Origin of the sequence: Amycolatopsis ruanii, assembly GCF_003385175.1 — a bacterium.
GTDB classification, from domain to species: domain Bacteria; phylum Actinomycetota; class Actinomycetes; order Mycobacteriales; family Pseudonocardiaceae; genus Amycolatopsis_E; species Amycolatopsis_E thermalba.
In genome coordinates this window covers 119,038-146,015 of record NZ_PQHY01000005.1, presented here as the reverse complement: position 1 = coordinate 146,015, position 26,978 = coordinate 119,038, and the positions used below count along the sequence as shown (strand labels likewise).

Below are 26,978 nucleotides of genomic sequence, written 5' to 3'. Positions count from 1 at the left end.
CGCCGGAACGCAGAACTCGGCGCGCTGAGCGTGGGACTCGCGCGCGGGAGCGTGGGACTCGCGTCAGCGGGTGCGGGGGCAGACCACCACGTCGTCGTTCGTGAGGGGCCGTGAGCAGTCGAACCGGGTGTCGATCAGGCCCGGTGGCAGCTCAGCGGCGTCGATCCACAGCGGCTGGATCACGACGTACGCCACGGACGGATCGGACAGGCAGGCGGCGTTCTCCGAGTAGCTCGCCGTGTCCCGCAGCGACGGCAGGTAGGTGCCGCGCCGCAGGTAGGCCGGCGACGGGTAGCGGCACGGCGTCGGGTTGCCCATGAAGTAGGCGATGTCGCCGAAGGCCAGGTAGACCACCGGGGTGTCGGCGCCGATGCGGTCCCGGACGGCCAGCATCTCCTCGGTGAACTTGTGCTCGATCGCCACCCGGCCGGCGTTGGTGTAGTCGGCGTGGACGCCGTCGAACGAGTACGGCGTCGTCGGCAGGATGGGCACCGTCAGCGCGAGCACCCCGACCAGCACCGGCACCGACAGCAGCTGCCGCCCGCCGCGGCCGGGCTCGACCGCGCAGGCCAGCATCGCCACGACCACCAGGCCGGCGAGCAGCCCGTACGCGAGCGCGCCGTGGCCGGAGCGCCAGTCGAACGACGCGCCCAGGCACACCCGCGCGGCGAACAGGACCACGACCGTCGCCCCGACCAGCGTCCACGGCGGCCGCCCGTGCACCAGCGTCCAGCGCGCCACGGCCAGCGCCCACAACCCGGCGGCCAACGGGACCCACGCGGCCAGGTGGTACTGGAACCACTGCCCCTGGATCACCGCCGCGCCCAGCACGAGCGCCAGCGCGAGCACCGTGAGGACCGGCCAGGCCCACCGCCGCCGCGACACGCGCACCAGCACCACCAGGCTCGCCGGCAGCAGCGCGACCAGCGGCACGAGCATGGCTTCGTTGGCCGCGAACTTCACCACCGCGCCGAAGTCCCGGGCCACGCCCTCGTCGAGCAGCCACGCCTCGCGCAGCCACCGCCATTCCCGCGGCGCGAGCAGGCTCAGCCCGAACAACGCGAACCCGGACACCACGGCGGTGACCCCGGCGACCAGGGCGCGCCGCCGGTCCAGCACGGCGATCACGCCGAGCGCGATCAACGCGGTCGGCAGGGTCGTGTACTTGACCAGCACCGCCAGCGCCAGCAGCAGCCCGCCGAGCACGCTGGACGTCCGCAGCGCGGCCCCGATCGCGGCCACGCCGAACAGGGCCGCCACCCACTCCGGCTGCAGGAAGTCCCAGTTCGGCGCCAGCGCCAGGGCCAGCCCGACCGCCGCGGCCACCGCGGACGCCTCCCCCGACGGCAGCCGCTGCCGCAGCCCGGCCCGCAGCCACCAGGCCGCACCGGCGACGAAGGCCAGCGCGACCAGCCGGATCAGCCCCTCACCGACGCCGACCGAACCGACGTCGAACACGCTCAGTCCCTCGGCCAGCCAGCGGTAGGCCAGCGGCCGGTGCACGAACGTCCCGGTCGCGCCGAACGGGCTGACGTCCAACCCGCCCAGCACGTAGCGGACGTCGTGGCCGAGCCCGATCCAGGAGGCGGTCAGCGCCACCGGCAGCGCCGCGACCGCCGCCCACACCCATCCCCGGATCGGTTTACGACGTGCCCGTTCGCGGACGGGATGGGTGGCCGTCATCTACTCGCCCGCTCTCTCGACGCGCACCGACAGCGCCTCCTCGAGCCGCGCCAGCCGCTCCTCGTACCTGGCCACCGCGGACAGCCGGGCCCGGACGCGCGCGTGCTCGGCGCGGACCTCCTCGACCGCCGACACCGGCGCGCTGCCGTCGGTGGCCGGGCGCTCCAGCCCGGCCAGCCTGCTGTCCAGCCCGGCCACGTGCGCGGCCAGGCGGCGCAGCTCGTCGTCGTGCCAGCGGTGGTGCCCGGCCAGCTCGTCGCAGCGGCCGGTCACCCCGTCCCGCAGCTCACGCAGCTCGCCGCGCAGCCCGTCCAGCTCCGCGTGCAGGTGGTCGAGCCGCGGCCCGAACCGCTCGTCGGTGACCTGCTCGATCCGCCACCGCAGCCGCTTCCACACCGGGAAGCCGGCGGCCTTGACCAGTTTCTTCGCGGCGTTCACGGCACCACCTCGATTCGGCCCGCGTCGCGCCACGAGCGCAGCAACGCGGATTCGGCGTGCAACCGGTGGTCCCCGGTCACCTTCACGTCCTCGCCCCAGGCGTGGGCGAACGAAGTCTGCTCCGGCTCGTCGACGATCGAGAACCCGGCCAGCCGGATCTTCGCCGCGGGGAACAGGGTCACGGCCAGGTACGCGGTCAGCGTGCCGGTGGTCGCCCAGGTCGCCGACGCGGTGTCCAGCCCGAGAGCCCGGCTCAGCGGCACCACGTAGGGGCGGTTCGGGATCGGCACGAAGCCCAGGTCGGCCGGCCACCAGTCCGGGATGTTCGCCGGCTCCCAGTGCATCCGCCCCGGCTCGGCCAGCAGGTACAGGCGCGAGGTGTAGTCGGCGAAGGTGTGCGGGCTGGCCACCACGCCCCGGTGCAGCACCACGACGTCGGTCCGGCGCCCGTAGCCCGGCTCGCCCCCGGGCTCGTCGAGCGCGAACGTGGTCATCCGCACGACCAGGTCGCTGTCGTCGATCGACGCGGCCCGTTCCCGCGACGGCGGCATCGGCGCGTTCCCGACCACGGTCAGGGTTTCCACCCGCCCGCCGCGGCCGTAGGCGGTCAGCAGGTCGCGGAGCGTGTCCCGCTCCGTCCCGACCGCGGCCGTCTCGGAGACGGTCTCGGCGAGGTACACGGCAATCACCCTTCGTCGTCGAGGCGACGACTCTAGCTACGTTCGCCGGAGTCGGCGACGCGGAGCCTCTTCACCTGGGAAGACCCGCTTGACCCCGTCGCCGAGGGCGGTTTCCACGGCCCGGATGTCCCGCACCAGCCGGCGCAGCCCGTCCGGTTCCAGCGAGGCGGCCTGGTCCGATCCCCACATCGTGCGGTCCAGCGTCACGTGCCGCTCCACGACGCACGCCCCCAGCGCGACGGCGGCGATCGAGACCTGCAGGCCGCGCTCGTGCCCGGAGTAGCCCACCGGCACGCCGAAGCGCTCGGCGAGCGTGTGGATCGTGCGCAGGTTCGCCTCCTCCGGCGGGCACGGGTAGGTCGAGGTGGCGTGCAGCAGCACCAGCCGGTCGGTGCCCAGCAGCTCGACCGCCGCGTCGATCTCGGCCATCGTGGACATGCCGGTGGACAGGATCACCGGGCGGCCGGTGTCGCGCAGCGCGGTGAGCAGCTCGCGGTCGGTCACCGAGGCGGACGCGACCTTGTGGCACACCACGTCGAACTTCTCCAGGAAGTCCACGCTCGGCACGTCCCACGGCGAGGCGAACCAGGCGATGCCCTGCTCGGCGCAGTACCGGTCGATCTCCTGGTACTCGTCGAGCCCGAACTCGACCCGGTGCCGGTAGTCGAGGTAGGTCATCTCGCCCCACGGCGTCTCGCGGCGCGTGTCGCGCATGTCCGGCGGGGTCGCGATCTCCGGGGTCCGCTTCTGGAACTTCACCGCGTCCGCGCCCACCCGCGCCGCGATCTCGATCAGCCGCTTGGCGATGTCCACGTCGCCGTTGTGGTTGATCCCGATCTCCGCGACCGTGTAGACGGGCCGGCCGGGACCGACCTCGCGGTCCCCGATCCGCACGGCACTCACCGGTTGTTCCTCCGTTCGACGGCGTCCAGGACCAGATCGGTCAGCTCGCGCACCGCACCCGCGCGTCCCGCGCGGCGCAGCACGAGCCGGGCGGCGCGGCGGACCTCCGGCAGCGCGTCGGCGACCGCGACCGGCCAGCCCACCAGGGCCATGCACTCCAGGTCGCGCAGGTCGTTGCCGACGTAGGCGACGCGCACCGGGTCGAGCCGCTGCTCGGCGAGCCAGGTCTTGAGCACGGCGGCCTTGTCCCCCACCCCGTGCAGCACCGCCGCGCCGAGCTTGCGGGCCCGGGCGGCGACCACCGGGTTCTGCTCGACCGACAGGATCATCAGCGGGATCCCGGCGGCCTTGAGCCGGGCCGCGCCCGCCCCGTCGGAACGGCTGACCACGACCCCCTCGGTGCCGTCCTGCAGGACGATCGCGGTGTCGTCGGTGTGCACCCCGTCGAAGTCGGTGACCACGGCGTCCACGTCGATGCCGGTGTGCGGCGGCGGGTCGATGACGGCGGCCAGCGCGCGGGCGATCGCCAGGTCCTCGGGGGTGTCGATCTCCACGGCGTGCTCGGCGGGGGTCTCCACCAGGCCGATCCGGCCGAAGAAACGGTGGCCGGCGGCGCGGAAGCCGGGCGCGCGCATGCCGTAGACGGCGCCGGTCTCGCGGTACTCCGGCTCGCGGTCCTGCCGTCGCGGCCGGAACGAGGCGTCGTGGTTGACCGCCAGCGCGCCGCCCGTGGTGTCCCGGCGCCACAGGAACTCGTGCACCCGCACCGCGGTGAACGCGCAGTCCCAGCCGCCGTCGACGATCAGCGAGATCACGTTGTCCACGGTCTCCGGCGCGATGAACGGCGAGGTGCACTGCACCAGCAGCACCACGTCCGGTTCGCCGTCGGCCGTGTCGCGCATCTCGTCCAGCACGTGGCGGAGGACGGCCTCGGAGCTGACCGAGTCACCGGACAGCTCCGGCGGGCGGGGCAGGACCGTGGCGCCACCGGCCCTGGCGACGGCGCCGATGTCGCCACTGTCCGTGCTCACCACGACCTGGTCGACGCGGGCCGCGGCGGCCAGCGAGCGGATCGCCCTGGCGATCAGCGGGGCGTCGCCGACCTGCGCGAGGTTCTTGCCCGGTACGCCCTTGGAGCCGCCCCTGGCCGGGACGACCGCCAGCACGCGGGTCTTCGGGGTCTCAGGCACGGGGGCGAGGGTACGTGACGATCCTGTGCACGCTGCCGTCACGCGCCGTTGCACAGCGTGATTTCCGGCGATGATCAGCCAAACCGGACGTCTCCGCCCTGCCCGGAGTGCGTGTGTCCCGCTCGCTACGCTAGGTCCCGTGCAAGCCACCAGCACGGTCCAGCAGACCAGCGACGATCTCGACCGCCCGGCTGAGCTTCCGCCCTTGTCGGACAGCCGGACGTTCGGGCGCGCGTTCGGCGACATCAAGGAAGCCCTCCGCCAGCGCGAACTGTGGAGCCACCTCGGCTGGCAGGACATCAAGCAGCGCTACCGCCGGTCGGTGATCGGCCCGTTCTGGATCACCATCAGCCAGGGCGTCATCGCGCTCGGCCTCGGGCTGCTCTACTCGCAGCTCTTCGGCATGCACATCCAGACGTTCCTGCCCTACATCACGGTGGGTTTCGTCGTCTGGAACTTCATCAACGGCTGCCTGCTCGAGGGCATGGAGACGTTCATCTCCAACGAGGGTCTGATCAAGCAGATCCGCGCCCCGTTGACGGTGTACGCGCTGCGCACGGTGTGGCGGCAGACGCTGATGTTCGCGCACAACCTGATCGTCGTCGTGCTCGTGGTGGGGATCTTCTTCGGCAGCCTGAACCACGAGTACGGACTCTCCAAGGGAGTCTGCGACGGTGAGGGGATCTGCCACCCCGGCCTGGGCTGGTACACCCTGACCGCGATCCCGGCGTTCTTCCTGCTGGCCTTCAACGGGGTCTGGGTGACACTGCTCGCGGGCATCATCTCGACGCGGTACCGGGACATCCCGCAGGTGATCAACTCCCTGGTCCAGCTGCTGTTCTACCTGACCCCGATCGTGTGGCCGATCGACCAGCTCACCGCGGGCGGAGCGCGGGACAGCGTCAGCTGGGCGGAGCCGATCATCAAGCTGAACCCCATCTACCACTTCGTCCAGATCCTGCGGGCGCCGCTGATCGGGCAGGCCGTCAGCCCGTGGAGCTGGGTCGCCGTGGGTGGCATGACGATCGTGGGCTGGCTGCTCGCGCTCGTCGCCATGCGCAACTACCGGTCCCGCGTCTCCTACTGGGTGTGAGAACGACCAATGGTCAGCATTGATGTGCAGAACGCGTACGTCGACTTCCCGATCTTCGACGCCAAGACGCGCTCGCTGAAGAAGAAGGTCCTCGGCAAGGTCGGGGGCAAGATCGGCACCGAATCGAAGGTGCCGATCATCGAGGCGCTGCAGGACATCACCCTGTCGCTGCGCGAGGGCGACCGCGTCGGGCTGGTCGGCCACAACGGCGCCGGCAAGTCGACCCTGCTGCGGCTGCTGTCGGGCATCTACGAGCCCACCCGCGGTCTCGCGCGGGTCGAGGGCAAGGTCGCGCCGGTGTTCGACCTGGGTGTCGGCATGGACCCGGAGATCTCCGGCTACGAGAACATCATGATCCGCGGGCTGTTCCTCGGCATGACGCGCAAGCAGATGGAGAAGCGGGTCGACGACATCGCCGAGTTCACCGAGCTGGGCGACTACCTGCAGATGCCGCTGCGCACCTACTCGACCGGTATGCGGGTGCGGCTCGCGCTGGGCGTGGTGACCACGATCGACCCGGAGATCCTGATCCTGGACGAGGGCATCGGCGCGGTCGACGCGGCGTTCCTCAACAAGGCGCGGGACCGGCTGGTGGATCTGGTGAACCGCTCCGGCATGTTGGTCTTCGCCTCGCACGCCGACGACCTACTCTTGGAGCTGTGCACGACGGCCATCTGGATGGACGAGGGCCGGATGAAGATGCGGGGCGGCCTGCGCGAAGTGCTCACCGCGTACAAGGGCCGGGACCCGTTCGAGAACATCAGCGCGGAAGCCGCGCAGCGGATCGACGCCGCGCCGGCGGTACAGGGCGGGGAGTGACATGAGCGGTCCGGAGCAGGCTCCGATGCGACCGGGCGGCGTGGCGGCGGTGGTCGTCGCGCGGCACCGCCGTGAGCTGCTCGCGGACTCGTTGAAGATCATCGCCGCGCAGACCCGGCCGGTGGACCACCTGGTGGTCGTGGACAACGGTCCCGACCAGTCGGCGCGCGACGTCGTGGAGACGTTCCCGGGGCAGTACACGTACCTGCCGTCGCACCACAACCTCGGTGGCGCGGGCGGGTTCGCGCTCGGGATGCTGCACGCGCTCGCGCTGGGCGCCGACTGGGTGTGGCTGGCCGACGACGACGGCCGCCCGGCGGACGAGACGGTGCTGGCGGTGCTCCTGGAGGAGGCCGAGAAGCGCGGGCTGGCCGAGGTTTCGCCGATGGTCACGAACATCAACGCGCCGGAGAAGCTGGCGTTCCCGCTGCGGCGCGGGCTGACGTGGAAGCGCTCCTCGGCCGAGCTGGGCACCGACTTCCTGCCCGGAATCGCGTCGCTGTTCAACGGTGCGTTGTTCCGGGCGTCCACTTTGGATGTGGTCGGCGTGCCGGACCTGCGGCTGTTCGTGCGCGGTGACGAGGTCGAGGTGCACCGGCGGCTGGTCCGCTCCGGTCTGCCGTTCGGCACGTCGCTGCGCGTGTCCTACCTGCACCCGGACGGCTCGGACGAGTTCAAGCCGATGCTCGGCGGGCGGTTCCACGCGCAGGACCCGGAGAACGAGGTCAAGCGCTACTACACCTACCGCAACCGCGGGTACCTGCTGTCCCAGCCCGGCATGCGGAAGATCGGGGCACTGGAGATCCTGCGGTTCGGGTTGTACTTCGTGGGCGTGAAGCGGGATCCCGCCGGGTTCGTGCAGTGGCTGAAGCTGGTGCGGCAGGGACAGCGGGAGCGGTTCTTCCGCTACTGAGCGCTTGCGCTGTCGGCGAACTTCGTTGCCGGCAAGATCGGTGGCTGGTGTGCTGGGTGCATGGCCGATGAGAAACCCGCGCTCGTCCTGCACCTCGCGACCGGTGGCGAGCCGCTGCTGTTCGCCCTGCCGCCCGAGGACGTCGACGAGCTGGAAAAGGACCTGCACCTGCACCTGGAACACGGCTCGGTGCAGACCGTGCGGACGAAGGAAGGCTCCCGGGTCACCGTGAACTTCGCGCACGTGGCCGTGGCCTACATCGACGACCTGCAGCGGAAGAACAAGGTGTTCGGGTTGCACTGAGGCGACGGGCGGCGCCCGACCGGCAGTCCGGCCTTGAGCGGCGGTCCCGGTTCGAGCGGCGATTCGCCCCGGGCGGCCGGCCGGGCAACGATCCCGCGCGGGCGGCGGCCCGGCTCGCGCGAGGGTTCGCCCGGGGGGTCGCCTCGGGCAACGGCCCAGGCCGGGCGGCGGCCCCCACGCGGAGCGGCGGTTCCCCGGGGATGGCCGCCTGCGTGGCTCATGCCTGGCGGATCACCCTCGTGACGAGGCTGCTCGGCACCGCCAGCCATCGTTGGGACAGCGGCCACGCCCAGGACGGTTGGCGAACGCCACCCAGGCCGGTCGCCAACTCGACGAAAAACCGGCCCTGCCGCCGAAGCAGCAGGGCCGGCTCGAAACCACGAAGCCTCAGAGCCGGTACAGGCGCTTCCAGTTCTCGCGGCTGGTCAGCTGCGGCAGGGCGCGCTTGTACTGCGCCTGCACCGCGTGGCCCTCCTTGCGCAGCCGGTTCAGGGTCTTCACCGCGCGCTTGCCCAGCTCGAACATCCGTTCCCGGTCGTACTTGCGCACCCGGACGCCCTCCTGGGACGCGTCCGTCACGACCGCCGTGTCGAAGAGCGCCACGTGCCACCAGTGGGCCTCGTCGTTGGGCACGGCTCCCAGCGCGAAACGGGAGCGGCCGCGCAGCCGGTCGACAATTCGCTTCACCAGGATCAGCCGCTGCAGCGCGGGCCTCGGCGCGGTGTTGATGATTCCGATGTCGTTCGACGCGATGCCGGGGACCTCCGTCGCGTCGTGGCGCTTCGTCTCCGGGTACTGGGCCCGGATCGCCCGGATCTCCTGCATCGCGGCGACTCCGCCGTCCTCCAGGATCGACGGGCCCTCCAGGAAGTCCTCGACCGCCTTGATCAGCGTGTGCGTCAGCCCGTACTGCATCCCCAGCAGGTACCGCACCACCTGCGCCATCAGCGTCCGGCACACCACGTTCAGGTTGAAATCACTGTGCAGCGCCGCGGTGATGATCGAGTTGCGCAGGTTGAAGTACCGGTGCCACTCGTCCCAGTCCTTCCAGTGGAAGTCGGCGTGCCAGACGCCGGCACCGGGCAGCGTGACCGTCGGGAAGCCGTGCGCCCGCGCGCGGTAGCTGTACTCCGCGTCGTCCCACTGGAAGAAGAACGGCATCGGGTACCCGACGGCCTTGACCACCTCGTACGGGATCAGGCACGACCACCAGCCGTTGTACCCCGCGTCCAGGCGCCGGTCCTGGCGGTTCGGCTTGCCGGTCTCCTCGTCCACGCCCAGCAGGTCCGCCGTGTGCAGGCTGTGCTCCACCGGCACACCCGGCTCCAGCGTGTTCAGCCGCGCGTACTCCGCCCCCACGTGCAGCTGGTGCGGGTGCAGCAGGTTCAGCATCTGCCCGCCGACGATGACCGGGTTCGCGGCCAGGTTCGAAAACGCCGTCATCCGGACCACCAGGTCCGGCTCTAGCAGCACGTCGTCGTCCATGAACAGGACGTTCGCGTGCTCGGTCTCGGTGTGCCCGGCCACCTCGTACAGACCGCGGGTGAAGCCGCCCGCGCCGCCCAGGTTCGGCTGGGTGATGTAGTGCAGCTTGTCGCCCAGATCGGCCGCGACCTGCGCGAACCCGTCCCGCGAGTCCACCCGGTCGGTGCCCTGGTCGGCGACGTAGATCGCGTCCAGCGTGTCCAGCGACTGCAGGTCACCGGCCAGCGCCCGCAGGTTCTTCAGGCAGTCGTCGGCGCGGTTCATCGTGCAGATGGTCACCGCGGTCGGCCGGATCTTCTCCGGCGGCTCGACGGTCCACCGCACCCGCTCGACGGTCAGCCGCTGCCCCGCCTGGGTCTCCAGGTCCAGCCACAGCGCGCCGCCGTCGTAGAACTTGTCGATCTTCACGTCGAACTCGACCGACGCCTGGTCGGCACCCTCGACCTCGCGCGCCTCGATCGTGCGCGGCTCGCCCTCGATGTCGGACGCGCGCACCGCGAGCTGGCCGGCGCCGCTCACGACGGCCTCGACGCGGACCTGGCGCACCTTCGTCCAGCGCTGCCAGTAGCTGGCCGGGAACCGGCCGAAGTAGGTGTTGCCGGACACGCGCGCCGACGGCTCCAGCGTCACGCCGTCGCGGCCGCGGTTCACCACGCCCTCGAGCACCTCGGAGTAGAGGTCCTTGGACACGATGGGCGACGGCCCGGCGTAGAGCCCGCGCTGCGCGGTCAGGCGGCCCTGCGGAACGTGTTCGGCGAACGTGGTCTGGTCCTGCGCCGCCTGGGCTCCGTTGGTCTTCGCCTCAGCGGGGGCAGGCTGTCCCGCGGCAGTCTTGCCGGCCATCAGTTCTCAGTCCTCCAGGGGAATCCGACTCGCGACCGCCAAGTTACACGGGTCACCTGTGAACGAATCACGAGCCGGACTCCGGCGAAACATCGGTCACACCCGGTTCCCGGAACACAACCCACTTGAGCATCACGAAGTTGATGGCGGTCGCGGTGCCCTGCGAGATCACCCACGCGACGGTCGGCTTGAACGCGAACTCGCCGAGCACGTGCAGCATCAGCGCGTTCACGCCGACCGCGACGAAGAATGTGACGCCGTACAGCAGGACGAAGCTGCCGATCTGCCCCTTGCCGCCCTTGCGGCCGCCGGAGAACGTGAACTTCCGGTTAAGGAAAAATGCGGTCGTCGTACCGATGATGAAACTGATCGCGCGGGCGACCGTGTCCCACGGAGCGTAATCGAGACCCAGCGCTCGCAACCCGGTGTAGGTACCGAGATCGAGCACCGCGCAAAATCCGCCGATCAGCGCGAATCGCACCAACTGGCCGAGCAGGCCCGGCGTCGCCTTCGCGGTCACTGCCTGCTCCTGCGGTTCCGTAGACACCACTGCACTACCTCACCAGCGTGCGATTTCCAGGACCGGAAAAGTGTAGAAGCGCCTCGGTCAAAGCCGCCCCTCGGGGATGGTTACCCTGGTCCGGGTGAACACGACACCGCATACCGAGCGGCGGACACTCACCGGGTGGGGTCGCACCGCCCCGACCGTCGCAGACGTGCTGACCACACCGGACGTGGAGACGATCGCCCGCGCGGTGGCGCAGGCCGGCGAGCGCGGCGTGATCGCCCGCGGGCTCGGCCGCTCCTACGGGGACCCGGCGCAGAACGCCGGTGGACTCGTCATCGACATGACCGCCCTGAACACGATCCACTCGATCGACCCGGACACCGGCGAGGTCGACCTGGACGCCGGGGTGAGCCTCGACCAGCTGATGAAGGCCGCGCTGCCGCACGGCCTGTGGGTCCCGGTGCTGCCCGGAACGCGCCAGGTGACCATCGGTGGCGCGATCGCCAACGACATCCACGGCAAGAACCACCACAGCGCGGGCAGCTTCGGCAACCACGTGCTGTCGATGGACCTGGTCACCGCGGACGGCCGGATCCGCACGCTGACCCCGGAGGGCCCCGAGTCGGAGCTGTTCTGGGCGACGGTCGCGGGCATCGGCCTGACCGGCATCATCGTGCGCGCGAAGATCCGGATGAAGAAGACCGAGAGCGCCTACTTCATCGTCGACGCCGACCGCACGTCGAGCCTGGACGAGACGCTGGAGCTGTTCAGCAACGGCTCCGACCTCAACTACGACTACTCGATGTCGGTGCCGGACCTCATCAACTCCGACAGCCGTCTCGGCCGGGCCACGTTCTCCCGCGGCTCGCTGGCCAAGCTGGACCAGCTGCCGCCGAAGCTGCGGGCCGATCCGCTGAAGTTCGACGCGCCGCAGCTGATGACGCTGCCCGACGTCTTCCCCAACGGCCTGGGCAACAAGCTCACCTTCGGGATGCTGAACAACATCTGGCAGCGCACGGTGCCGAAGAAGGGCGCGCGCGGCAAGATCCAGAACCTGACGCAGTTCTACCACCCGCTGGACATGCTCAGCGAGTGGAACCGCGCCTACGGCTCCAAGGGTTTCCTGCAGTACCAGTTCTCCGTGCCGTTCGGCCGGGAGAACGAGCTGAAGGAGCTGTGCCGCAAGATCGCCGGGTCCGGGCACTACTCGTTCCTGAACGTGTTCAAGCGGATGGGCGAGGGCAACCGGGCGCCGCTGTCCTGGCCGTCGCCGGGCTGGATGCTGTCCGTGGACTTCCCGATCAAGGACGGCCTGGGCCGCTTCTGCACCGAACTCGACGAAGACGTCCTGGCGGCCGGTGGCCGGCTGTACACGGCGAAGGACTCGCGCACCACGCCGGAGACCTTCGCGAAGATGTACCCCCGGCTGGAGGAGTGGCGCAAGATCCGCCAGTCGGTCGACCCCGAGGGCGTGTTCGCGTCCGACATGAGCCGGAGGCTTGAACTGTGATCGACGCTGTTGGCAACCCCCAGTCCCTGCTGCTGCTCGGCGGCACCTCGGACATCGCGCTGGCCATCGCGCAGAAGTACCTCGCGGACGCGCCCGAACTGCGTGTCGTGCTCGCGGCGCGGGCGTCCGAGCGGCGCAAGCTGGCCGCGGAGAAGCTGCGCGCGGCCGGCGCCACGGTGTCCGAAGTGGACTTCGACGCGAAGGACACCGCGTCCCACCCGGCGGTGCTGGACCAGGCGTTCTCGGCCGGGGACATCGACGTGGCCGTGGTGGCGTTCGGCCTGCTCGGCGACAACGAGGAGGCGTGGCAGAACCACGCCACCGCGGTCGAGCTGGCGACGGTGAACTACACGGCGGCGGTGTCGGTCGGCGTGGCGCTGGCGGACAAGCTGAAGAAGCAGGGCCACGGCTCGGTGATCGCACTGTCCTCTGTGGCCGGTGAGCGCGTGCGGCGGTCGAACTTCGTGTACGGCTCGACCAAGGCCGGGTTCGACGGGTTCTACCTGGGCCTGGGCGAGGCGCTGGCGCCGTTCGGGGTCAAGGTGACGGTCGTGCGGCCGGGCCAGGTCAAGACGAAGATGACCGAGGGCCTGGGCAAGGCGCCGCTGGAGCAGACCGCCGAGCAGGTCGCCGAAATCGCCGTGGACGCGGCGCGCAAGGGCAAGGACCTGGTGTGGGCGCCCGCGCAGTTCCGCGCGGTGATGTCGATCCTGCGGCACGTGCCGCGGCCGATCTTCCGCAAGCTGCCGATCTGATCGTTTCCCACGGCAACGCCCCGGGCGCCGCGATGGCCCCCGGGGCGTTGCCGCGTTCAGGGTCGGCCTGGGCGGGCACCCGGCGCCCAGGCCGGTGATGCGTGCGCTCGCGCTGGCCGGGGTTCTATTGGCTCAGCCAGTACCCGTACGACGTGTAGTCCGGGTACGGGTTCAGCAGCGGGCGCGGCTGCTGGATCTCGATGTGCGCCGACGGGTCCGTGATCAGCTCCGCGGGGATCGTGAAGCTGTACGTCGACCACACGCCGTCCCGCTCGTCGCGGGTCCACACGCCCGCCTCCACGCCGTTGACCAGCACCCGCATGTCGAACACCGTGCCGTGCATCGCGGTGCGGGAGGTGATCGTCAGGGGGCGGCCGGGGACCAGGTTGTGCGCCGTGAACGCCTCGCCGCCCACGATGGGGCGGGCGCTGTCGATCACGTCGCCGACCCGGGCCAGCGTCGTCCACGGCTGCGTGCCCACCTGGGCCAGCACCGGCTCGTACCCGTGCTCGCCCTCGCTGCGCAGGTCGCCCACGTTCACGTAGTCCCGCAGCTCACCGGGCACCGCCTGCTCGTCACCGCTGCCGGCCAGCGACCAGTCCGCCTCGTAGACGTTCAGCCACCGGAACGGCACGATCAAGCGCCCGCCGAGGTCCGGCTGCGCCTGCACCTCGAAGCTCATCTCCACCGGCGTCCGCAGCACCCCGACGTTCTTCAGCAGCTCCATCGACGGCCCCGGGGCCGGGTCGTACACCGCGAAGTAGGCCGGCCGCTCCGCCGCGGGCAGGTGCTTCAGCGCCTCGTACAGCGAGCCCGTGCCGTTGTTCGACGGTGCCGCGAACCCGTTGGTGCCCAACCCGATCAGGTCCAGCACCCGGTGCTCACTGAAGTACGCGACCGCGCCGACGTCCTTCACCGCGACGATCGCCTCCGGCGGCAGGTTACCGCGCACCCACTGCGCCACCGACACGTCGGTGTCGCGGATCGCCGCCGTCGCCCGCCCGAAGCGGACCGACCAGCTCGGCAGCGTCGCCAGCGACAGCACCAGCACCACCACCAGCGCGCCGTGCAGCGAGATGCGCCGGGCCCGCTCGCGTGCGGCGATCCGGCTCAGCCCGTACACGCCGATCACCACGAACAGGACGAACACCGGCATGAACGGCTGCACGTACCGCAGCTCGTGCACCAGCGCGGTGTTCAAAGTGGACACCGAAACCAGGATCAGCACCAGGCCGGCCGCCAGCGCGTACAGCATCGGCCGCCACGCCGGCCGGGTCAGGAACACGTAGACCATCCCCGCCGCGAACACCAGTAGCGCGCCCGGGAACGCGAAGTCCTGCCCGTCGAACCCCAGGAAGATGCTCAGGAACCCGCGCACGTTCGCCATCGTGCGGTCGGTGAACTCGCCGAGCCAGAACACCGGCCGGTCGTGCAGGAACGACTTCGACTGGATGCCGTTCGCCGACGCGGTGCCGGTCGCGATCTTGTAGAACAGCAGCTGGGCCGCGCCGACCGCGATCGGCAGCAGTGTCCACAGCGCCCGCAGCACCGTCCGGCGCGGACGCGTCATGTGCCGGTGCGCCCACACCGTCCACAGTGCCGCGAACGCGAGCGCCACGGCCAGGATCAGGCCCTCGGTGCGCACGAGCGCCAGCAGGCCGCCCAGCACCGGCGTCCACCGGAACCGCGCCCACGGCTGCTCGGTCACGAACGCCAGCAGCGTCGCGACCACCAGCAGCATGACCAGGCCGACCTCCATGCCGCTGGCCGAACCCCACGCCAGCGGGCCGCTCAGCGCGACCAGGACACCCGACCACACACCGACCGAACGCGCCACCAGCTTCGTGCCCAGCACGGTCACCAGCCCGGCCGCCACCGCGAAGCACAGGATGCCGAAGCCGACCGCGAACGCCAGGAAGTACGTGCCGTGGACCCCCACCGCGTACGCGGCGCCGAGCACCAGCGCGTACAGCAGGCTGCTGGCCCCGGCGCTGATCTCGTCGCCGGTGTTGAACTGGAAGAAGTGCCCCAGGCCCAGCTGACGCCCGTACTGCAGGTGGATGTAGACGTCGTCGAGCGGCGCGATCAGCTTGCCCTGGTTCCAGGCCAGGCCACTCGCGACGAACACGACGCCGACCAGCGCGGCCAGCGCTCCGGTGAGCCAGAAGGCACGATCACCGGGCGGTACGCGGCGGGGCCGGTGAGTGGTGCGGTCGACCTCGTCCGAACGGTCCAGAACTCGTGTCACTTCACGCACACGCCCGGCCCGGGTTCCGTGGTTGCCTCATCGGGCCAGGCTATCCCGCGACTCGCGCCACTGGTCGAACAGCAGGTCCCGGTGCAGCTCGTGGTAACGCGCCAGGTCGAAGATGTGCACCGTCTTGGACCAGCGGCCGTCCGGGCCGACGCGGAACCCGTCCGCGTCGGCGCGCTCGAAATCGCTGCCCAGGTAGTGGACGCCGACCGAACCGTCCATAGTGATCCCGGCCACCTCGCAGGAGTAGCCGAGGTACTCCGCGCGCGTGCTCACCTCGGCGACCCGGCCGCCCTCGGTCTCCAGCACCCCGGACCGCGGGCGGCCCGCGACGACCGCCGCCTGGCCGTTGGGCCAGCCGCCGTGCAGCGGGATCCCCTCGACCGGCCGCGCGAACCGCGCCGCGCGCCACCGCGTGAACAACAGGTCGTTCTGCCGTTCCGCGTAGTCGCGGAGATCACGCATGTCGACGGTCTTGTAGTACTCGTAGGAGTTCTCCTGCACGAAACCGTTGATCGTGGCCCATTCGTTATCCCATTCGGCATCCAGCACGCGCGCGGTGCCGTTGTCGAATGCCGCGTCGACCATCACGCGGTGGTCCCGGTAGCTGGCGTAGACCTGCACCGAGAAAACGCGTTCACACATCTCCACCGGAACCGCGCCGGCGAGTTCCTGGCGCGGGAACGGCGCCGGTCTCGCGTCGCTCACCTGCGGGAAGTGCACGTAGTTTTCGCCCGCCGCATACGAAACCGGGTAGGACACGCCGTCCACGACGGCGATCGTGCCGGTGCGGTACAGGGGGTAGGTCACGCCGGTGCCCCCTCTGCGTTTTCGGCCAACTGGTGTGTGCGGAGCAGTTTACGAGAAACTCACACATTCAGCTAATCGGTGGCGCAGATGAGTCCACGATCACCGCGAACGGTCCGACATCGCGGCGGGCGAACTCGGACGCGGTGAACAGTTCCGGCGCGAATTCGACCTCGTCCACGCGGATCGGCACGGCGCGCGGGAACGTGTCGGACACGACCGGCGCGAGCAGTTTCCCGTCGTCGGCGCGGCGCAGCACGAAGACGTTGGGCGCCTCGTGCGGGTTCGCCCGCAGCCGCGCGAGCAGGTCGGCCGAGTCCCGGGCGGTCGCCCAGGACCGGATCTCCTCGTTGCGCTGCGTGTAGCCGGCCAGCGGGTTCGCGTAGTGCGGCGTGGTCTGCTGGAAGCCCCAGTAGGGCTGGAACGACAGCAGCCGGTCGTGCGCCGAGAAGACGATGTTGCCGCTCGCCGGGCGTCCGGTCAGCTCGGCGATGGTGCTGATCAGCTCGGGCGTCCAGTACCCGTCGTGCTTCGGGTCGTGCCCGAAGCTGGCGGTCCAGCCGTCCGGGTAGTAGTCGGACTCGGCGGTGTCCACCGCGTCCTTCATGGACGTGCCGACGACCGTCTGGGACACCGAAACCGCGCCGAGCACGGCCAGCACGAACGCCACCGTCCGCACCGGGCGGACCCGGCCGATCAGCTTCGGCAGCACCCGCACCAGTTCGGCCAGCGCGAACACCCCGGCGACCGCGAGGACCACGTCGATGGTCACGATGAACCGGAACGACAGCAGCGTGGTGCGGACCAGCAGCGCGAGGTTCGACAACGCGAACCAGGCGTAGACCAGCGCGGTCAGCACGAGCATCACGAACGCCACCGGATCGCGGCGCGCGCGCAGCACCAGCCAGACCAGCCCGGCCAGGCACAGCAGGCCGAACGCGCTCGCCGAGGTGAACGGCATCGGGAAGTAGGCGCTGATCTCCGGCAGGAAGTGCGCGGCGACGTTCGGCTTGCCCAGCCCGCCGGCCAGGATGAACGGACCCCAGGTGATCAGGGCCAGCACCGCGGTGATCACGCCGACGACGACCAGGCGCAGCAGCAGTCGCTTGAGCACCGGCCCGACCGGCTGGCCCGCGCGGACGTCCAGCGCGAGCACGGCCAGCGCCAGCACCACCACGGCCACCACGCCGAACGCGACGTGCAGCGTGTAGGTGACCGCGGAGAAGCCCAGGTAGACGCCGATCAGCACGAGCGTCCAGGCCGGTACCCGCTCACGGGAGCGCAGCGCGTGCCAGGCCAGCAGCATGATCGGCGGCAGCCAGGCGGTGGTCGGCCAGGCGTAGGGCTCCTCGGGGCCGAGCGCGACGAACCCGGCCAGCACCGTGGCGACCGACGCCAGCAGCGCCATCCGGCGCCGCACGACCAGGCTCCACAGCACGAACGCGACCACCCCGGACACCGCGGCCCAGGTGATGGAGTACGGCTTGTAGGCGGCCCAGCCCTCCAGGCCGAGCAGGTTCGCGAAGCGCCCGCCCAGCCAGAACCAGCCGCCCGGGTAGTAGGCGGCCAGGCCGTGGTAGTTCACGTCGGCCAGCCCGGCCGTCTCGGTCAGGCGCTCCATGTACTGCAGGCGGAACGTGTTGTCCACGCTGGAGCCGCCGAGGAAGAACCGGGTGCCCTGCAGCGGGATCGCCAGCAGCAGGGTGGACAGCGCGGTCAGCGCCGCCCAGCTGCCGCCCAGGCGCACCCACAACGGCCAGCGGGCCGCGCCGCTGTAGGCCAGCGACCCGAACAACACGACGACGATCACCGCGACGGCCAGGTTGACCAGCGCGTCCGGCACGTACGTGCCCGGGTCGACACCCAGCTTGTTCGAGCCGAACTGGAGCACCAGGCTGAGCACGACCGCCGCGACCGTGCCCAGCACGAGCTCGGCCAGGGTGCGGCCGAGTCCGAGACGGGTCAACGGGCGGTGCGGTGCGGGTTCGATCGACGTGCCGCCGCCGGGCCGGGCCAACGTGGTCGTCACAGGTAGAACGTCATCCCGAGGGTGGCGACCCACAGCACGCCCAGAACCTGCAGGATGCGGTCCTTGAGCACGATCTCGTCGGGCGCGCCCGCGGTGCCGCCGTCCACGTCGACCGCGTACCGCAGCACGGCGATCACGAACGGCACCATCGAGATGACCGGCCACACCGACTGGTCGGCGCCCTCACGCAGCTCGAACGCCCACAGCGAGTACGACATGATCAGGATCGCCGCGGCGGTCGCCCACACGAAACGCAGGTAGCTGGCCGAGTACTTCTTCAGCGACGAGCGGATCTTCGCCCCGGTGCGCTCGAAGAGCATGATCTCGGCGTAGCGCTTGCCCGCCACCATGAACAGCGAACCGAACGCGGTGACCAGCAGGAACCACTGCGACAGCGCGATACCCGCGGCCACACCACCGGCGATCGAGCGCATCAGGAAGCCCGATCCGACGATCGCCAGGTCGATCACCGGCTGGTGCTTGAGACCGAAGCAGTAGCCCAGCTGGACCGCCTCGTACACCCCCAGCACGATGGCCAGTTCCGGGCTCGCCAGGAACGACAGCGCCAGGCCCACGCCGAAGAACAGCACCGCGGCCGCGTACGCGACCGGCACCGGCACGATCCCGGCCGCGATCGGCCGGTTCCGCTTCGTCGGGTGCGCCTTGTCGGCCTCCACGTCGACCGCGTCGTTGATCAGGTACACCGACGACGCGACCAGGCTGAACGCCACGAACGCGATGACCGCGTCGAGCAGCACCGAGCCGTTGGTGATCTGGGCCGCGGTGAACGGCGCGACGAAGACCAGGACGTTCTTCGCCCACTGCTTCGGCCGCGCGGTCTTGGCGACGCCGACGACCATGTGCACCGGGCCGCGCTTGACCGCCGGAGCCGGCTCCGCCGTCTCCACCGTCTTCGCTTCGGCCGTTTCGCTGGTTTCGTCCACGATCTCGGCTTCCGCGGCGTTGTTCACTGATTTGGTCACGGGTGGTTCCCTACCCCTTTTTGCGGATTTTCCTGCGCAGCAGACCTCCGACCACACCACCGAGCGCGGCGCCGGCGAGCACATCGGTCGGGTAGTGGACCCCCAACACGAGCCGGGACGCCAACATCGGCGGGACGAGCGCGGGAACCAGGTTACGCCCGGTCAATCCCGAGTAGAGCACCGCCGCCGCCGTAGTGGACGTGGCGTGCGAGGACGGGAAGCTCAGCCGGCTCGGCGTGCCCACCAGGACCTCGACGCTCGGGTCCTGCGGGCGGGGCCGCCGGACCACGCGCTTCACCGCGATCGACGCGCCGTGTGCGCCGACCACACCGGCGGCCGCGACCAGCCAGTCCTTGCGGCGCTCGCGGTCCACCGCCGCGCCCACGAGACCGGCGGCGAACCACCCGATCGCGTGCTCACCGAAGTGGGACAGGCCACGCGCGGCCTTCACGGTCGCCGGGCGCTTGAGCACGCCCTGGACCTTGGCGAGCACCTGGATCTCGGCGGCGCGCTCCGGCTTCTTCTCAAGCATCGATGCTCCCGTCCAGGGGGGCGCCGTCGGTCAGGTGCGGGGCGATCTTGTTGTCGAACACCGACAGCGCCGAACCGATGGCCATGTGCATGTCCAGGTACTTGTAGGTGCCCAGGCGGCCGCCGAACAGCACGTTGCGCTCGCGCGCCTCGGCCTTCGCCAGCTCGCGGTAACGCTCGAGCTTCGCGCGGTCGTCCGGGGTGTTGATCGGGTAGTACGGCTCGTCGTCCTCGTTGGCGAAACGCGAGTACTCGCGGACGATGACCGTCTTGTCCTTCGGGTAGTCCCGCTCCGGGTGGAAGTGGCGGAACTCGTGGATCCGCGTGAACGGGACGTCCTCGTCGTTGTAGTTCATGACCGAGGTGCCCTGGTAGTCCCCGGTGGGGACGACCTCCTGCTCGAAGTCCAGCGTGCGCCAGCCCAGGCGGCCCTCGGAGTAGCCGAAGTAGTGGTCGAGCGGGCCGGTGTAGACGGTCGGCGTGCCCGCCGGGATGTGCTCGCGGACGTCGAAGTAGTCGGTGTTCAGGCGGACCTCGATCAGCTCGTGGTCGGCCATCCGCTCCAGCCACGCGGTGTAGCCGTCGACCGGCAGGCCCTCGTAGGTGTCGTTGAAGTACCGGTTGTCGAAGGTGTAGCGCACCGGCAGCCGGGTGATGTTGGCCGCGGGCAGCTCCTTCGGGTCGGTCTGCCACTGCTTCGCCGTGTAACCGCGGAAGAACGCCTCGTACAGGGGGCGGCCGATGAGCGAGATGGCCTTCTCTTCGAAGTTCTGCGCGTTGGCGGTGTCGATCTCGCTGGCCTGCTTGGCGATCAGCTCACGAGCCTCGTCCGGCGTGTGCGACTTGCCGAAGAACTGGTTGATCAACGCGAGGTTCATCGGCAGCGGGTAGACCTGGCCCTGGTACTTGCCGAACACCCGGTGCTGGTAGTTGGTGAACTCGGTGAACTGGTTGACGTAGTCCCAGACCCGCTTGTTCGAGGTGTGGAACAGGTGCGCGCCGTAGCGGTGCACCTCGATCCCGGTCTCCGGCTCGGCCTCGGAGTAGGCGTTGCCCCCCAGGTGGGAGCGCCGTTCCAGCACGAGCACGCGCTTGCCCAGCTGGCTCGCCGCCCGCTCGGCGACCGTCAGCCCGAAGAAGCCGGAGCCGACGACGACCAGGTCGTACCCGGCGAAATCGGCGTCGGTGACGTCAGTGTTGCTCGTGTGCTCGCTCACGGGAAGCGAGGGTACCGACGCTACTGAGGGCGACCGCACCCACATTCACTATTGCGCCTCGCGCAGGCCCGGCAGCACGTCGGCGACCACTTCCTCGAGCACCGACTCGCGCCCGGCGTACGGGCCGGACGAACGCGGCCAGTGCACGACGACGTCGGTGAAACCCAGCTCGGCGGCGCGGCCGGCCGCGTCGGTGAACGCCTGGGCGCTGACCAGGGAGAACACCGGCGCGGCGTCCAGGCTGAGGTAGCGGTGCACGTCCTCGCCGGCCCGGCCGGAGTCGGCCAGCACCTGGTCGAAGCGCCGCGACAGCTCGGTCACGCCGCGCCACCACTCGTCGAGCGTCTCGGCCCGGGGGCCGGTCGTCACCCAGCCGCCACCGTAAGTTGCGGCAACCTTCATCGCGCGCGGGCCGTTGGCCGCGATCAGGAACGGAATGCGCGGCCGCTGGACGCAACCGGGCAGGTTCCGCGCGCCGCGGGCGGCGTAGTACGTGCCGGTGTAGTCGAACCCGTCGGTGATGAGCAGGCCGTCCAGGGCCTCGACGAACTCGGCGAACCGGTCGGAGCGCTGCCGCGGGGTGAGTTCCGCGTCGCCCAGCACGCCGGTGTCGTAGCCCAGGCCGCCCGCGCCGATGCCCAGGACGAGACGGCCGTCGGAGACGTCGTCGAGGGTGATCAGCTCGCGGGCGAACGGCACCGGGTGGCGGAAGTTGGGCGAGGCGACGAACGTGCCGAGGCGGATGCTGGAGGTGACCATGGCCGCGGCGGTCAGCGTGGGCACCGCGGAGAACCACGGGCCGTCGACCAGCGTTCGCCAGCCGAGGTGGTCGTAGGTCCAGGCGTGGTCGAAGCCGTACTCCTCGGCGGCCCGCCACTTCGGCTCGGCCGCCCACCACCGGTCCTCGGGAAGAATCACGATGCCAACGCGCACCGGCCCACGCTATCGGTCAGCACCGACAATCCGTCGCCCCGCACCCCAAGGGACAATGGGGGTGTGGAGAAACCCCTGCTGATCGCGTCGGATGTGGACGGCACCCTGCTCGACCCGATGGAACGGATGTCCCCCCGCACCGCCGCCGTGTTGCGCCGCGCCGCCGAGGCGGGGGTTCCGATCGTGCTCGCCACCGGCCGCCCGCCGCGCTGGATCCCGGCGGTGGCGCAGGCCGGCGGCCTGACCGGCTACGCGGTGTGCGCGAACGGCGCCGTGCTGTACGACATCGGCAACGACGAGGTGGTCAGCGTGCACGGCGCGCTGGAGCCGATGATGCTCCACGACGCCGTCGACGAGCTGACCAAGGCGCTGCCCGGCGCCGGGTTCGCCGCCGAACGGGTCGGGCGGCGCGCGCTCGACCCGGACGTGCAGCACCTGGTGATCGAGCACGGCTACCGCAACCCGTGGGGCGACGGTGAGGGCGTGCCGGTGTCGCGCGCCGAGATCGTCGGGCGGCCGGCGGTGAAACTGCTGGTCAGCCACCCGGACATGACCTCGGACGAGATGGCGCGCGCGGCCGGGGCGCTGCTCGACGAGTCCGTGGACATCACGTTCTCCGCCAGCGGCGGGCTGATCGAGATCGCCGCGCACGGCATCACGAAGGCGACCGGGCTGGCCGAGGTGGCCGATCGGTTCGACGTGCCGGTCGAGCGGATCATCGCGTTCGGGGACATGCCCAACGACGTGGAGATGCTGAAGTGGGCCGGCCACGGCGTGGCGATGGCGAACGCGCACCCGGAGGTCCTGGCCGTGGCGGACGAGGTGACGAGCCCGAACAGCGAGGACGGCGTCGCGCAGGTGCTGGAGCGCTGGTTCTAGGGGCAGGGCACGTAGGTCAGCCGCTGGTCGGACATCAGCTGGGTCAGCAGGCGCGACTCGCTGTCGGTGCGGAGGTACAGCGTCAGCCAGCCCAGGCCGGTGCGCTGGAAGGTGGCCACCTCGTAGCGCTGCGCGTACTTCTCCGCTATCCCGCAGTCCTGCTCCGGTGAGTACCAGGCCAGCGGCGCGGCGAGCACCGGCAGGCCGAAGATCGCGACCGGAGCGTAGGCGTCGGCCGGCTCGGATGCGGTGATGCCGGTGATCATCATCCGGGAGCCGGCGCGGTAGGCCAGCGCGGCGCTGCCGAACGTGTCGATGGTCGAGCCGGCCGGCAGGCGGTCACCCAGCCAGCGGCCGATCTCCGTGGTCTGCGCGAGCCGCTCGCGGTCGAGGTGCACCACCTGCTGCGCCGCGACCGCCACCGGCACGCTGACCGCGCACAGCGCGAGCGCGACCACCGGCACGACGCGCCGCTCGGCCAGGCTGCGGCGCGGCCGGGGCGACGGGCGGTCGTGGCGCACGCCCAGCCGGGCGCACACCGCGGCCGCGCCGACCGCGGCCAGCGCGCCCAGCAGGAACCCGTACGGCAGGTGGGCCGACGCGGGCCACCCCGCCCTGGCGTGCCCGTAGTAGGTGGCCTCCCACGCCCACCACGGCACGAGGAACACCAGCGCGCCCAGCAGGTACCCGGCCGGGCCCCACCAGCTCGTCCGGCGCCGCACCGCGGCGGTCACCAGCCAGGCCTCGCCGAGCAACGCGAGCACCGCACCGTCGGAGCGGGTCATCACGGCCAGCGCGGCGAGCACCCCGGCGACCAGCGGGTGGCCGGTGACCAGCGCCAGGCACACGGCCAGCACGAGCAGGACGAACAACGCCGTCTCGGTGCCGGCCAGACCGCGGGCGGCCAGGATGCTCGCGCCCGCGGTGAGCAGCGCGGCGACCACCCCCGCCCCACCGGCGAACCGCTTCGCCAGCAGGTACGCCAGCACCACGCAACCCAGCGCGCACGCGATGCCGAGCGCGCCCGCGCCGCCGACGATGTCCGCGCCGAACAGCGCCCGCGGCAACGTGACCAGCACCAGCCACAGGAAGTTCGGCACGCCCTGGGTCCGCTCGCCGATCGTGTAGACCGCGCCGTAGCCCTCGGCCATGTTGCGGGCGTAGCGGAAGGTGACGAACGCGTCGTCCGGCACGGTGGCCACGACGAGCTGCAGGACCAGGGCGAACACCAGCGCGAGCAGCAGGATCCAGCCCCGCCGGGCGCGCTGGGTCGCCACCCGCGGCCACACCGCGGTGACCACCCCCGCCAGCGCCAGCCACGCGGCGACCAGGGCACCAGGCACTTCTCACCCTCCGTGACGCCGCTCCACCCTTGCCGTAAGTATCGTTCTCGCGCACGAATTGTTTCGTCTCCGAGACTTTTGGCGGACCCGTTGCCGACTCCCCTGAGCGCCTCCGGCGCCGCCGCGGTGATCGCGGTGTACCTGCTGGTGCTGTTCGCGCCCGGCCTGCTGATCGGCGCGCTCGCCGGTGCCCGCGGATGGCTGCTCGCCGGGCTGGCGCCGGTGCTGACCTACTTCGCGGCCGGGCTGGCCGGGCCGTGGTTCGCGCAGGCCGGGATCCCGTTCAACCTGCCGAGTTTCCTGGCGGCGGTGGCTGTGCTGGCCGGGATCGCGTGGGTGGCGGGGTGGCGGCGGGTCGCGGTCGAGGGTGTGTGGGACCGGCGTGGGCATGTCGCGGTCGGGTTGTGCCTGCTGGCCGGTGGGGCGGTCGGGGCGCGGACCGTGCTCAGCGGGATGGGGCGGCTCAACGCCGTGCCGCAGGGCTACGACGCGGTGTACCACGGCAACGGCATCCGCTACCTCGCCGAGACCGGCGACGGCAGCCTGGTGGGCACCGGCACGGTCAACTGGTACCCCAACGGGTCGTTCTACCCGAACGCCTACCACCTGGTCGGCTCGCTCGTGTACCGGCTGACCGGCGCGGAGATCCCGGCGGTGCTGAACGCGAACACCGTGCTGCTGCCGGGGTTGCTGGCGTTGTCGCTGGTGGTGCTGGTGCGGTGGTTCCGGGGCCGGGCGGTGACGGCCGGGGCGGTGGCGCTGGTGTGCGTGGCGCCGGTGACGCTGCTGTACGAGGCGCTGAACTTCGGCCCGCTGCTGCCGTTCCTGCTGGGGATCGCGCTGACCCCGCTGGTCGCGGTCGTGCTCGACGGCTACCTGCGGCGGCCGGCGTTCGACACCGGGTTCCTGCTGGTCGCGGTGGCGGTCGGGCTGCTGACCATCCACTCGTCGACCCTGTTCGGCGGCCTGTTGTTCGCGTTGCCGCTGCTGGTGGCGCACCGACGGACGCTGTGGCGGCTGTGGCCGGTCGCGGTGGCCGGGTTGCTGCTGGGGTGGCTGCAGCTGTTCGGGGCGATCGGGCTGGCCGCCGGGCCGCTGCCGTACAACGGCTGGCCGACGGCGGCGTCGACGAACACGGCGGTCGGGATGCTGCTGACCTTCGAGCACGTGGCGCCGCATCCGCAGCTGTGGTTGTCGGCGGCACTGCTGGTGGGGATCGTGCTGTGGCAACGGCTGGGTCCGCTGCGGTGGGTGGCGGCGACGGCGTTGCTGTTCGGGGTGTTCGCGGTGGCGGTGCTGTCGTCGGGGCATCCGCTGGTCAAGGCCGTGTCGCGGCCGTGGTGGAACGACCCGTACCGGTTCCTGGTGATGGCGGCGGTCCCCTGCTGCCTGCTGGCCGCGCACGGGCTGGCGGAGGTCCAGCGGTGGCTGCGGAACTTCGCGCCGCGCTGGGCGTGGGTGGCCGGAGTGGTGACGCTGGCGGGCTTCGCGGTGACGACGAACGGCCTGTACACGACGTCGAACGCGGTGATCGTGCGGCCGGGCTACCCGTCGACCGGCGACATCCCGCTCAACACCGGCGAGGCGCAGGCGATGCTGGAGCTGGCGCGGCTCGCCTCCCCCGGCGACTGGGCGGTGAACGACCGCTCCGACGGGACGGCCTGGACCTACGCGCTGAGCGGCGTGCGCACCACGGCGGGCCACTTCGACCCGGCCCTGCCGCCCGCGGACTACGTGCTGCTCGCGGGACACTTCCGGGAATACGCGACGAACGCCGCGGTGCGGGACGCGGTGGCGCGGTTGAACATCCGGTGGGTGATCCTCGGCCACGGCGGCTACCCGCGCACCGCGGTGCGCCGGCGACTCCGGCGGGACCTGGACGGGCTGCCGTTCCTGCGCGTGGCCTACCGGAACGCGGACGCGGTGGTGTACCAGCTGGTGCGCTGAACGCGGAACTCAGGGCCCGGAACGTGGAACTCGCGGTCTCAAGCGTGGGACTCGCGCGGCTGAGCGTGGGACTCGCGGGTGGGGAGGGTGGCGGCCAGTGCGGTCAGCAGGTCGGCCACCGTGAACATCACCCGGGACACCAGAGCGAACGCCAGCGCCTGCCCGGCCGAGAAACCGGCCGTGCCGAGCAGCGCCACCAGCACGGCCTCGCGCACACCGGCGCCGCTGGGCAGCAGGAACGCGAACGTGCCCGCGGTCATCGCGATCGCCATCGCGCCGACGCACGTCCAGAGGTTCAGCGAGGGCGCCAGCAGCCACAGGTGCAGCCCCTGCAGCGTCCAGGCCAGCACCGAGGCCGCGAACGCCCGCGCGATCGACGCGAACCCCAGCGGGCGGGGCAGCGGATCGCTGCGCAGCAGGCGCAGCGCCAGGCCGGTGCCCCACGCCAGGACCCGCGGGTGCAACGCCACCAGCCCGGCAGGCAGCAGCACCAGCAACCACACCGCGGGCCCGGCGACCGGCAGCGCCAGCGCGGACAACAGCAGCGCCGCGACCAGGCCGATGCCGAACTGCACCAGGGAACCGGTGAAGATCCGCGCCCGGGACACGCCCGCCTTGCGGCCCAGCTCCATCTGCAGCAGGTACGCCCACACCGAACCGGGCACGTACTTCCCCAGCTGCCCGACCAGGCAGATTCGCGCGCCGCGCCGGTAGCCGACCCGGTCGCCGAGGCCGTCGACCACCGTCTGCCAGCCGTAGGTCGACACCGTGATGCTCGCGACCAGCGCGGCCAGGCTGAGCACGGCCCACGGCCAGGCGATCGACCGCAGGGCCCGCCAGAACTCCGTCCAGTCGCCGGCCAGCACCCGCACCACGAACGCCGCGACGACCGCGAGCGCCACCCAGCGGGCGACGTCCAGGAGTCGTTTCAC

At 71.0% G+C, this 26,978-nt stretch carries 24 protein-coding genes; 8 read left to right on the top strand and 16 right to left on the bottom strand.

All coding sequences use genetic code 11. The features are described 5' to 3' along the window. Positions 1-63: 63 nt before the first annotated feature. From D0D28_RS04520 to D0D28_RS04500, 5 genes are read right to left on the bottom strand one after another with little or no spacing between them, the layout of a single operon-like run. On the bottom strand, positions 64-1,683 hold the full coding sequence (locus D0D28_RS04520) for a hypothetical protein (protein WP_162830973.1): 1,620 nt from the start codon (positions 1,681-1,683) through the stop codon (positions 64-66). Next, positions 1,684-2,121 (bottom strand): hypothetical protein, encoded by a 438-nt coding sequence (locus tag D0D28_RS04515; protein ID WP_116109822.1) that lies wholly within the window; start codon positions 2,119-2,121, stop codon positions 1,684-1,686. Further along, on the bottom strand, positions 2,118-2,801 hold the full coding sequence (locus D0D28_RS04510) for a hypothetical protein (protein ID WP_233157061.1): 684 nt from the start codon (positions 2,799-2,801) through the stop codon (positions 2,118-2,120). The genes D0D28_RS04515 and D0D28_RS04510 overlap by 4 nt, the downstream gene beginning before the upstream one ends. 36 nt (positions 2,802-2,837) lie before the next feature. Next, a complete protein-coding gene (locus tag D0D28_RS04505) occupies positions 2,838-3,704 on the bottom strand; it encodes an N-acetylneuraminate synthase family protein (protein WP_094003574.1) in 867 nt (288 codons plus the stop codon). Further along, positions 3,701-4,894 carry an acylneuraminate cytidylyltransferase gene (locus D0D28_RS04500; RefSeq protein WP_240323092.1) on the bottom strand — a complete coding sequence of 398 codons (1,194 nt, stop codon included), beginning with the start codon at positions 4,892-4,894 and terminating at the stop codon, positions 3,701-3,703. The genes D0D28_RS04505 and D0D28_RS04500 overlap by 4 nt, the downstream gene beginning before the upstream one ends. Positions 4,895-5,033: 139 nt before the next feature. On the opposite strand from D0D28_RS04500, the gene wzm reads away from it, so the two are divergent. Genes wzm through D0D28_RS04480 form a run of 4 tightly spaced genes read left to right on the top strand, consistent with a single transcriptional unit; the run spans position 5,034 to position 8,022 of the window. Further along, a complete protein-coding gene (gene wzm / locus D0D28_RS04495; protein ID WP_116109849.1) occupies positions 5,034-5,987 on the top strand; it encodes a galactan export ABC transporter permease subunit Wzm/RfbD in 954 nt (317 codons plus the stop codon). Between the two features lie 9 nt (positions 5,988-5,996). Continuing rightward, positions 5,997-6,806: a galactan export ABC transporter ATP-binding subunit Wzt/RfbE gene (gene wzt, locus D0D28_RS04490; protein ID WP_094003561.1), complete on the top strand. Its 810-nt coding sequence runs from the start codon at positions 5,997-5,999 to the stop codon at positions 6,804-6,806. Position 6,807: 1 nt separating this feature from the next. Continuing rightward, positions 6,808-7,719, top strand: a complete 912-nt coding sequence (gene glfT1 / locus D0D28_RS04485; RefSeq protein ID WP_116109820.1) for a galactofuranosyltransferase GlfT1 — start codon at positions 6,808-6,810, stop codon at positions 7,717-7,719. Between the two features lie 60 nt (positions 7,720-7,779). Next, a complete protein-coding gene (locus tag D0D28_RS04480; RefSeq protein ID WP_094003559.1) occupies positions 7,780-8,022 on the top strand; it encodes a hypothetical protein in 243 nt (80 codons plus the stop codon). Positions 8,023-8,409: 387 nt separating this feature from the next. On the opposite strand, the gene D0D28_RS04475 is transcribed toward D0D28_RS04480, so the two are convergent. After that, on the bottom strand, positions 8,410-10,350 hold the full coding sequence (locus D0D28_RS04475; protein ID WP_116109819.1) for a glycosyltransferase: 1,941 nt from the start codon (positions 10,348-10,350) through the stop codon (positions 8,410-8,412). Between the two features lie 67 nt (positions 10,351-10,417). Continuing rightward, positions 10,418-10,900: a GtrA family protein gene (locus tag D0D28_RS04470; protein ID WP_167481436.1), complete on the bottom strand. Its 483-nt coding sequence runs from the start codon at positions 10,898-10,900 to the stop codon at positions 10,418-10,420. Positions 10,901-10,976: 76 nt separating this feature from the next. Between D0D28_RS04470 and D0D28_RS04465 the strand changes: the two genes are divergently transcribed. Next, positions 10,977-12,368 (top strand): FAD-binding oxidoreductase, encoded by a 1,392-nt coding sequence (locus tag D0D28_RS04465; protein WP_094003556.1) that lies wholly within the window; start codon positions 10,977-10,979, stop codon positions 12,366-12,368. After that, the gene (locus D0D28_RS04460; protein WP_094003555.1) at positions 12,365-13,123 is read left to right on the top strand and encodes a decaprenylphospho-beta-D-erythro-pentofuranosid-2-ulose 2-reductase; all 759 of its coding nucleotides are present in this window, start codon (positions 12,365-12,367) and stop codon (positions 13,121-13,123) included. The genes D0D28_RS04465 and D0D28_RS04460 overlap by 4 nt, the downstream gene beginning before the upstream one ends. Positions 13,124-13,247: 124 nt before the next feature. On the opposite strand, the gene D0D28_RS04455 is transcribed toward D0D28_RS04460, so the two are convergent. The 7 genes from D0D28_RS04455 to D0D28_RS04425 all read right to left on the bottom strand — a co-directional run bounded on the left by D0D28_RS04455 (position 13,248) and on the right by D0D28_RS04425 (position 21,877). Then, positions 13,248-15,371: a hypothetical protein gene (locus D0D28_RS04455; protein ID WP_094003554.1), complete on the bottom strand. Its 2,124-nt coding sequence runs from the start codon at positions 15,369-15,371 to the stop codon at positions 13,248-13,250. A gap of 36 nt (positions 15,372-15,407) precedes the next feature. Then, entirely contained in the window at positions 15,408-16,187 is a 780-nt protein-coding gene (locus tag D0D28_RS04450) for a hypothetical protein (protein WP_116109818.1), read from the bottom strand. A gap of 67 nt (positions 16,188-16,254) precedes the next feature. After that, positions 16,255-18,213 (bottom strand): arabinofuranosyltransferase, encoded by a 1,959-nt coding sequence (locus D0D28_RS04445; RefSeq protein ID WP_116109817.1) that lies wholly within the window; start codon positions 18,211-18,213, stop codon positions 16,255-16,257. Then, positions 18,210-19,196, bottom strand: a complete 987-nt coding sequence (locus D0D28_RS04440; RefSeq protein ID WP_429727730.1) for a decaprenyl-phosphate phosphoribosyltransferase — start codon at positions 19,194-19,196, stop codon at positions 18,210-18,212. The genes D0D28_RS04445 and D0D28_RS04440 overlap by 4 nt, the downstream gene beginning before the upstream one ends. Before the next feature lie 10 nt (positions 19,197-19,206). After that, on the bottom strand, positions 19,207-19,728 hold the full coding sequence (locus tag D0D28_RS04435) for a phosphatase PAP2 family protein (RefSeq protein WP_094003551.1): 522 nt from the start codon (positions 19,726-19,728) through the stop codon (positions 19,207-19,209). After that, positions 19,721-20,989, bottom strand: a complete 1,269-nt coding sequence (glf, locus tag D0D28_RS04430) for a UDP-galactopyranose mutase (RefSeq protein WP_094003550.1) — start codon at positions 20,987-20,989, stop codon at positions 19,721-19,723. Before glf ends, D0D28_RS04435 begins: the two co-directional genes overlap by 8 nt. A gap of 3 nt (positions 20,990-20,992) precedes the next feature. Beyond that, entirely contained in the window at positions 20,993-21,877 is an 885-nt protein-coding gene (locus tag D0D28_RS04425; protein ID WP_116109816.1) for an LLM class flavin-dependent oxidoreductase, read from the bottom strand. Positions 21,878-21,940: 63 nt separating this feature from the next. On the opposite strand from D0D28_RS04425, the gene D0D28_RS04420 reads away from it, so the two are divergent. Further along, the gene (locus D0D28_RS04420; protein WP_116109815.1) at positions 21,941-22,756 is read left to right on the top strand and encodes an HAD family hydrolase; all 816 of its coding nucleotides are present in this window, start codon (positions 21,941-21,943) and stop codon (positions 22,754-22,756) included. Here the strand turns inward: D0D28_RS04420 and D0D28_RS04415 are convergent. Next, complete coding sequence (locus D0D28_RS04415; protein ID WP_116109814.1) at positions 22,753-24,099, bottom strand: hypothetical protein; 1,347 nt, start codon at positions 24,097-24,099, stop codon at positions 22,753-22,755. The genes D0D28_RS04420 and D0D28_RS04415 overlap by 4 nt on opposite strands. Before the next feature lie 90 nt (positions 24,100-24,189). Here D0D28_RS04415 and D0D28_RS04410 point away from each other — a divergent pair, with 90 nt between their 5' ends. Then, positions 24,190-26,046: a DUF6541 family protein gene (locus tag D0D28_RS04410; RefSeq protein ID WP_240323091.1), complete on the top strand. Its 1,857-nt coding sequence runs from the start codon at positions 24,190-24,192 to the stop codon at positions 26,044-26,046. A gap of 38 nt (positions 26,047-26,084) precedes the next feature. On the opposite strand, the gene D0D28_RS04405 is transcribed toward D0D28_RS04410, so the two are convergent. After that, positions 26,085-26,978 (bottom strand): lysylphosphatidylglycerol synthase transmembrane domain-containing protein, encoded by an 894-nt coding sequence (locus tag D0D28_RS04405; protein ID WP_240323090.1) that lies wholly within the window; start codon positions 26,976-26,978, stop codon positions 26,085-26,087.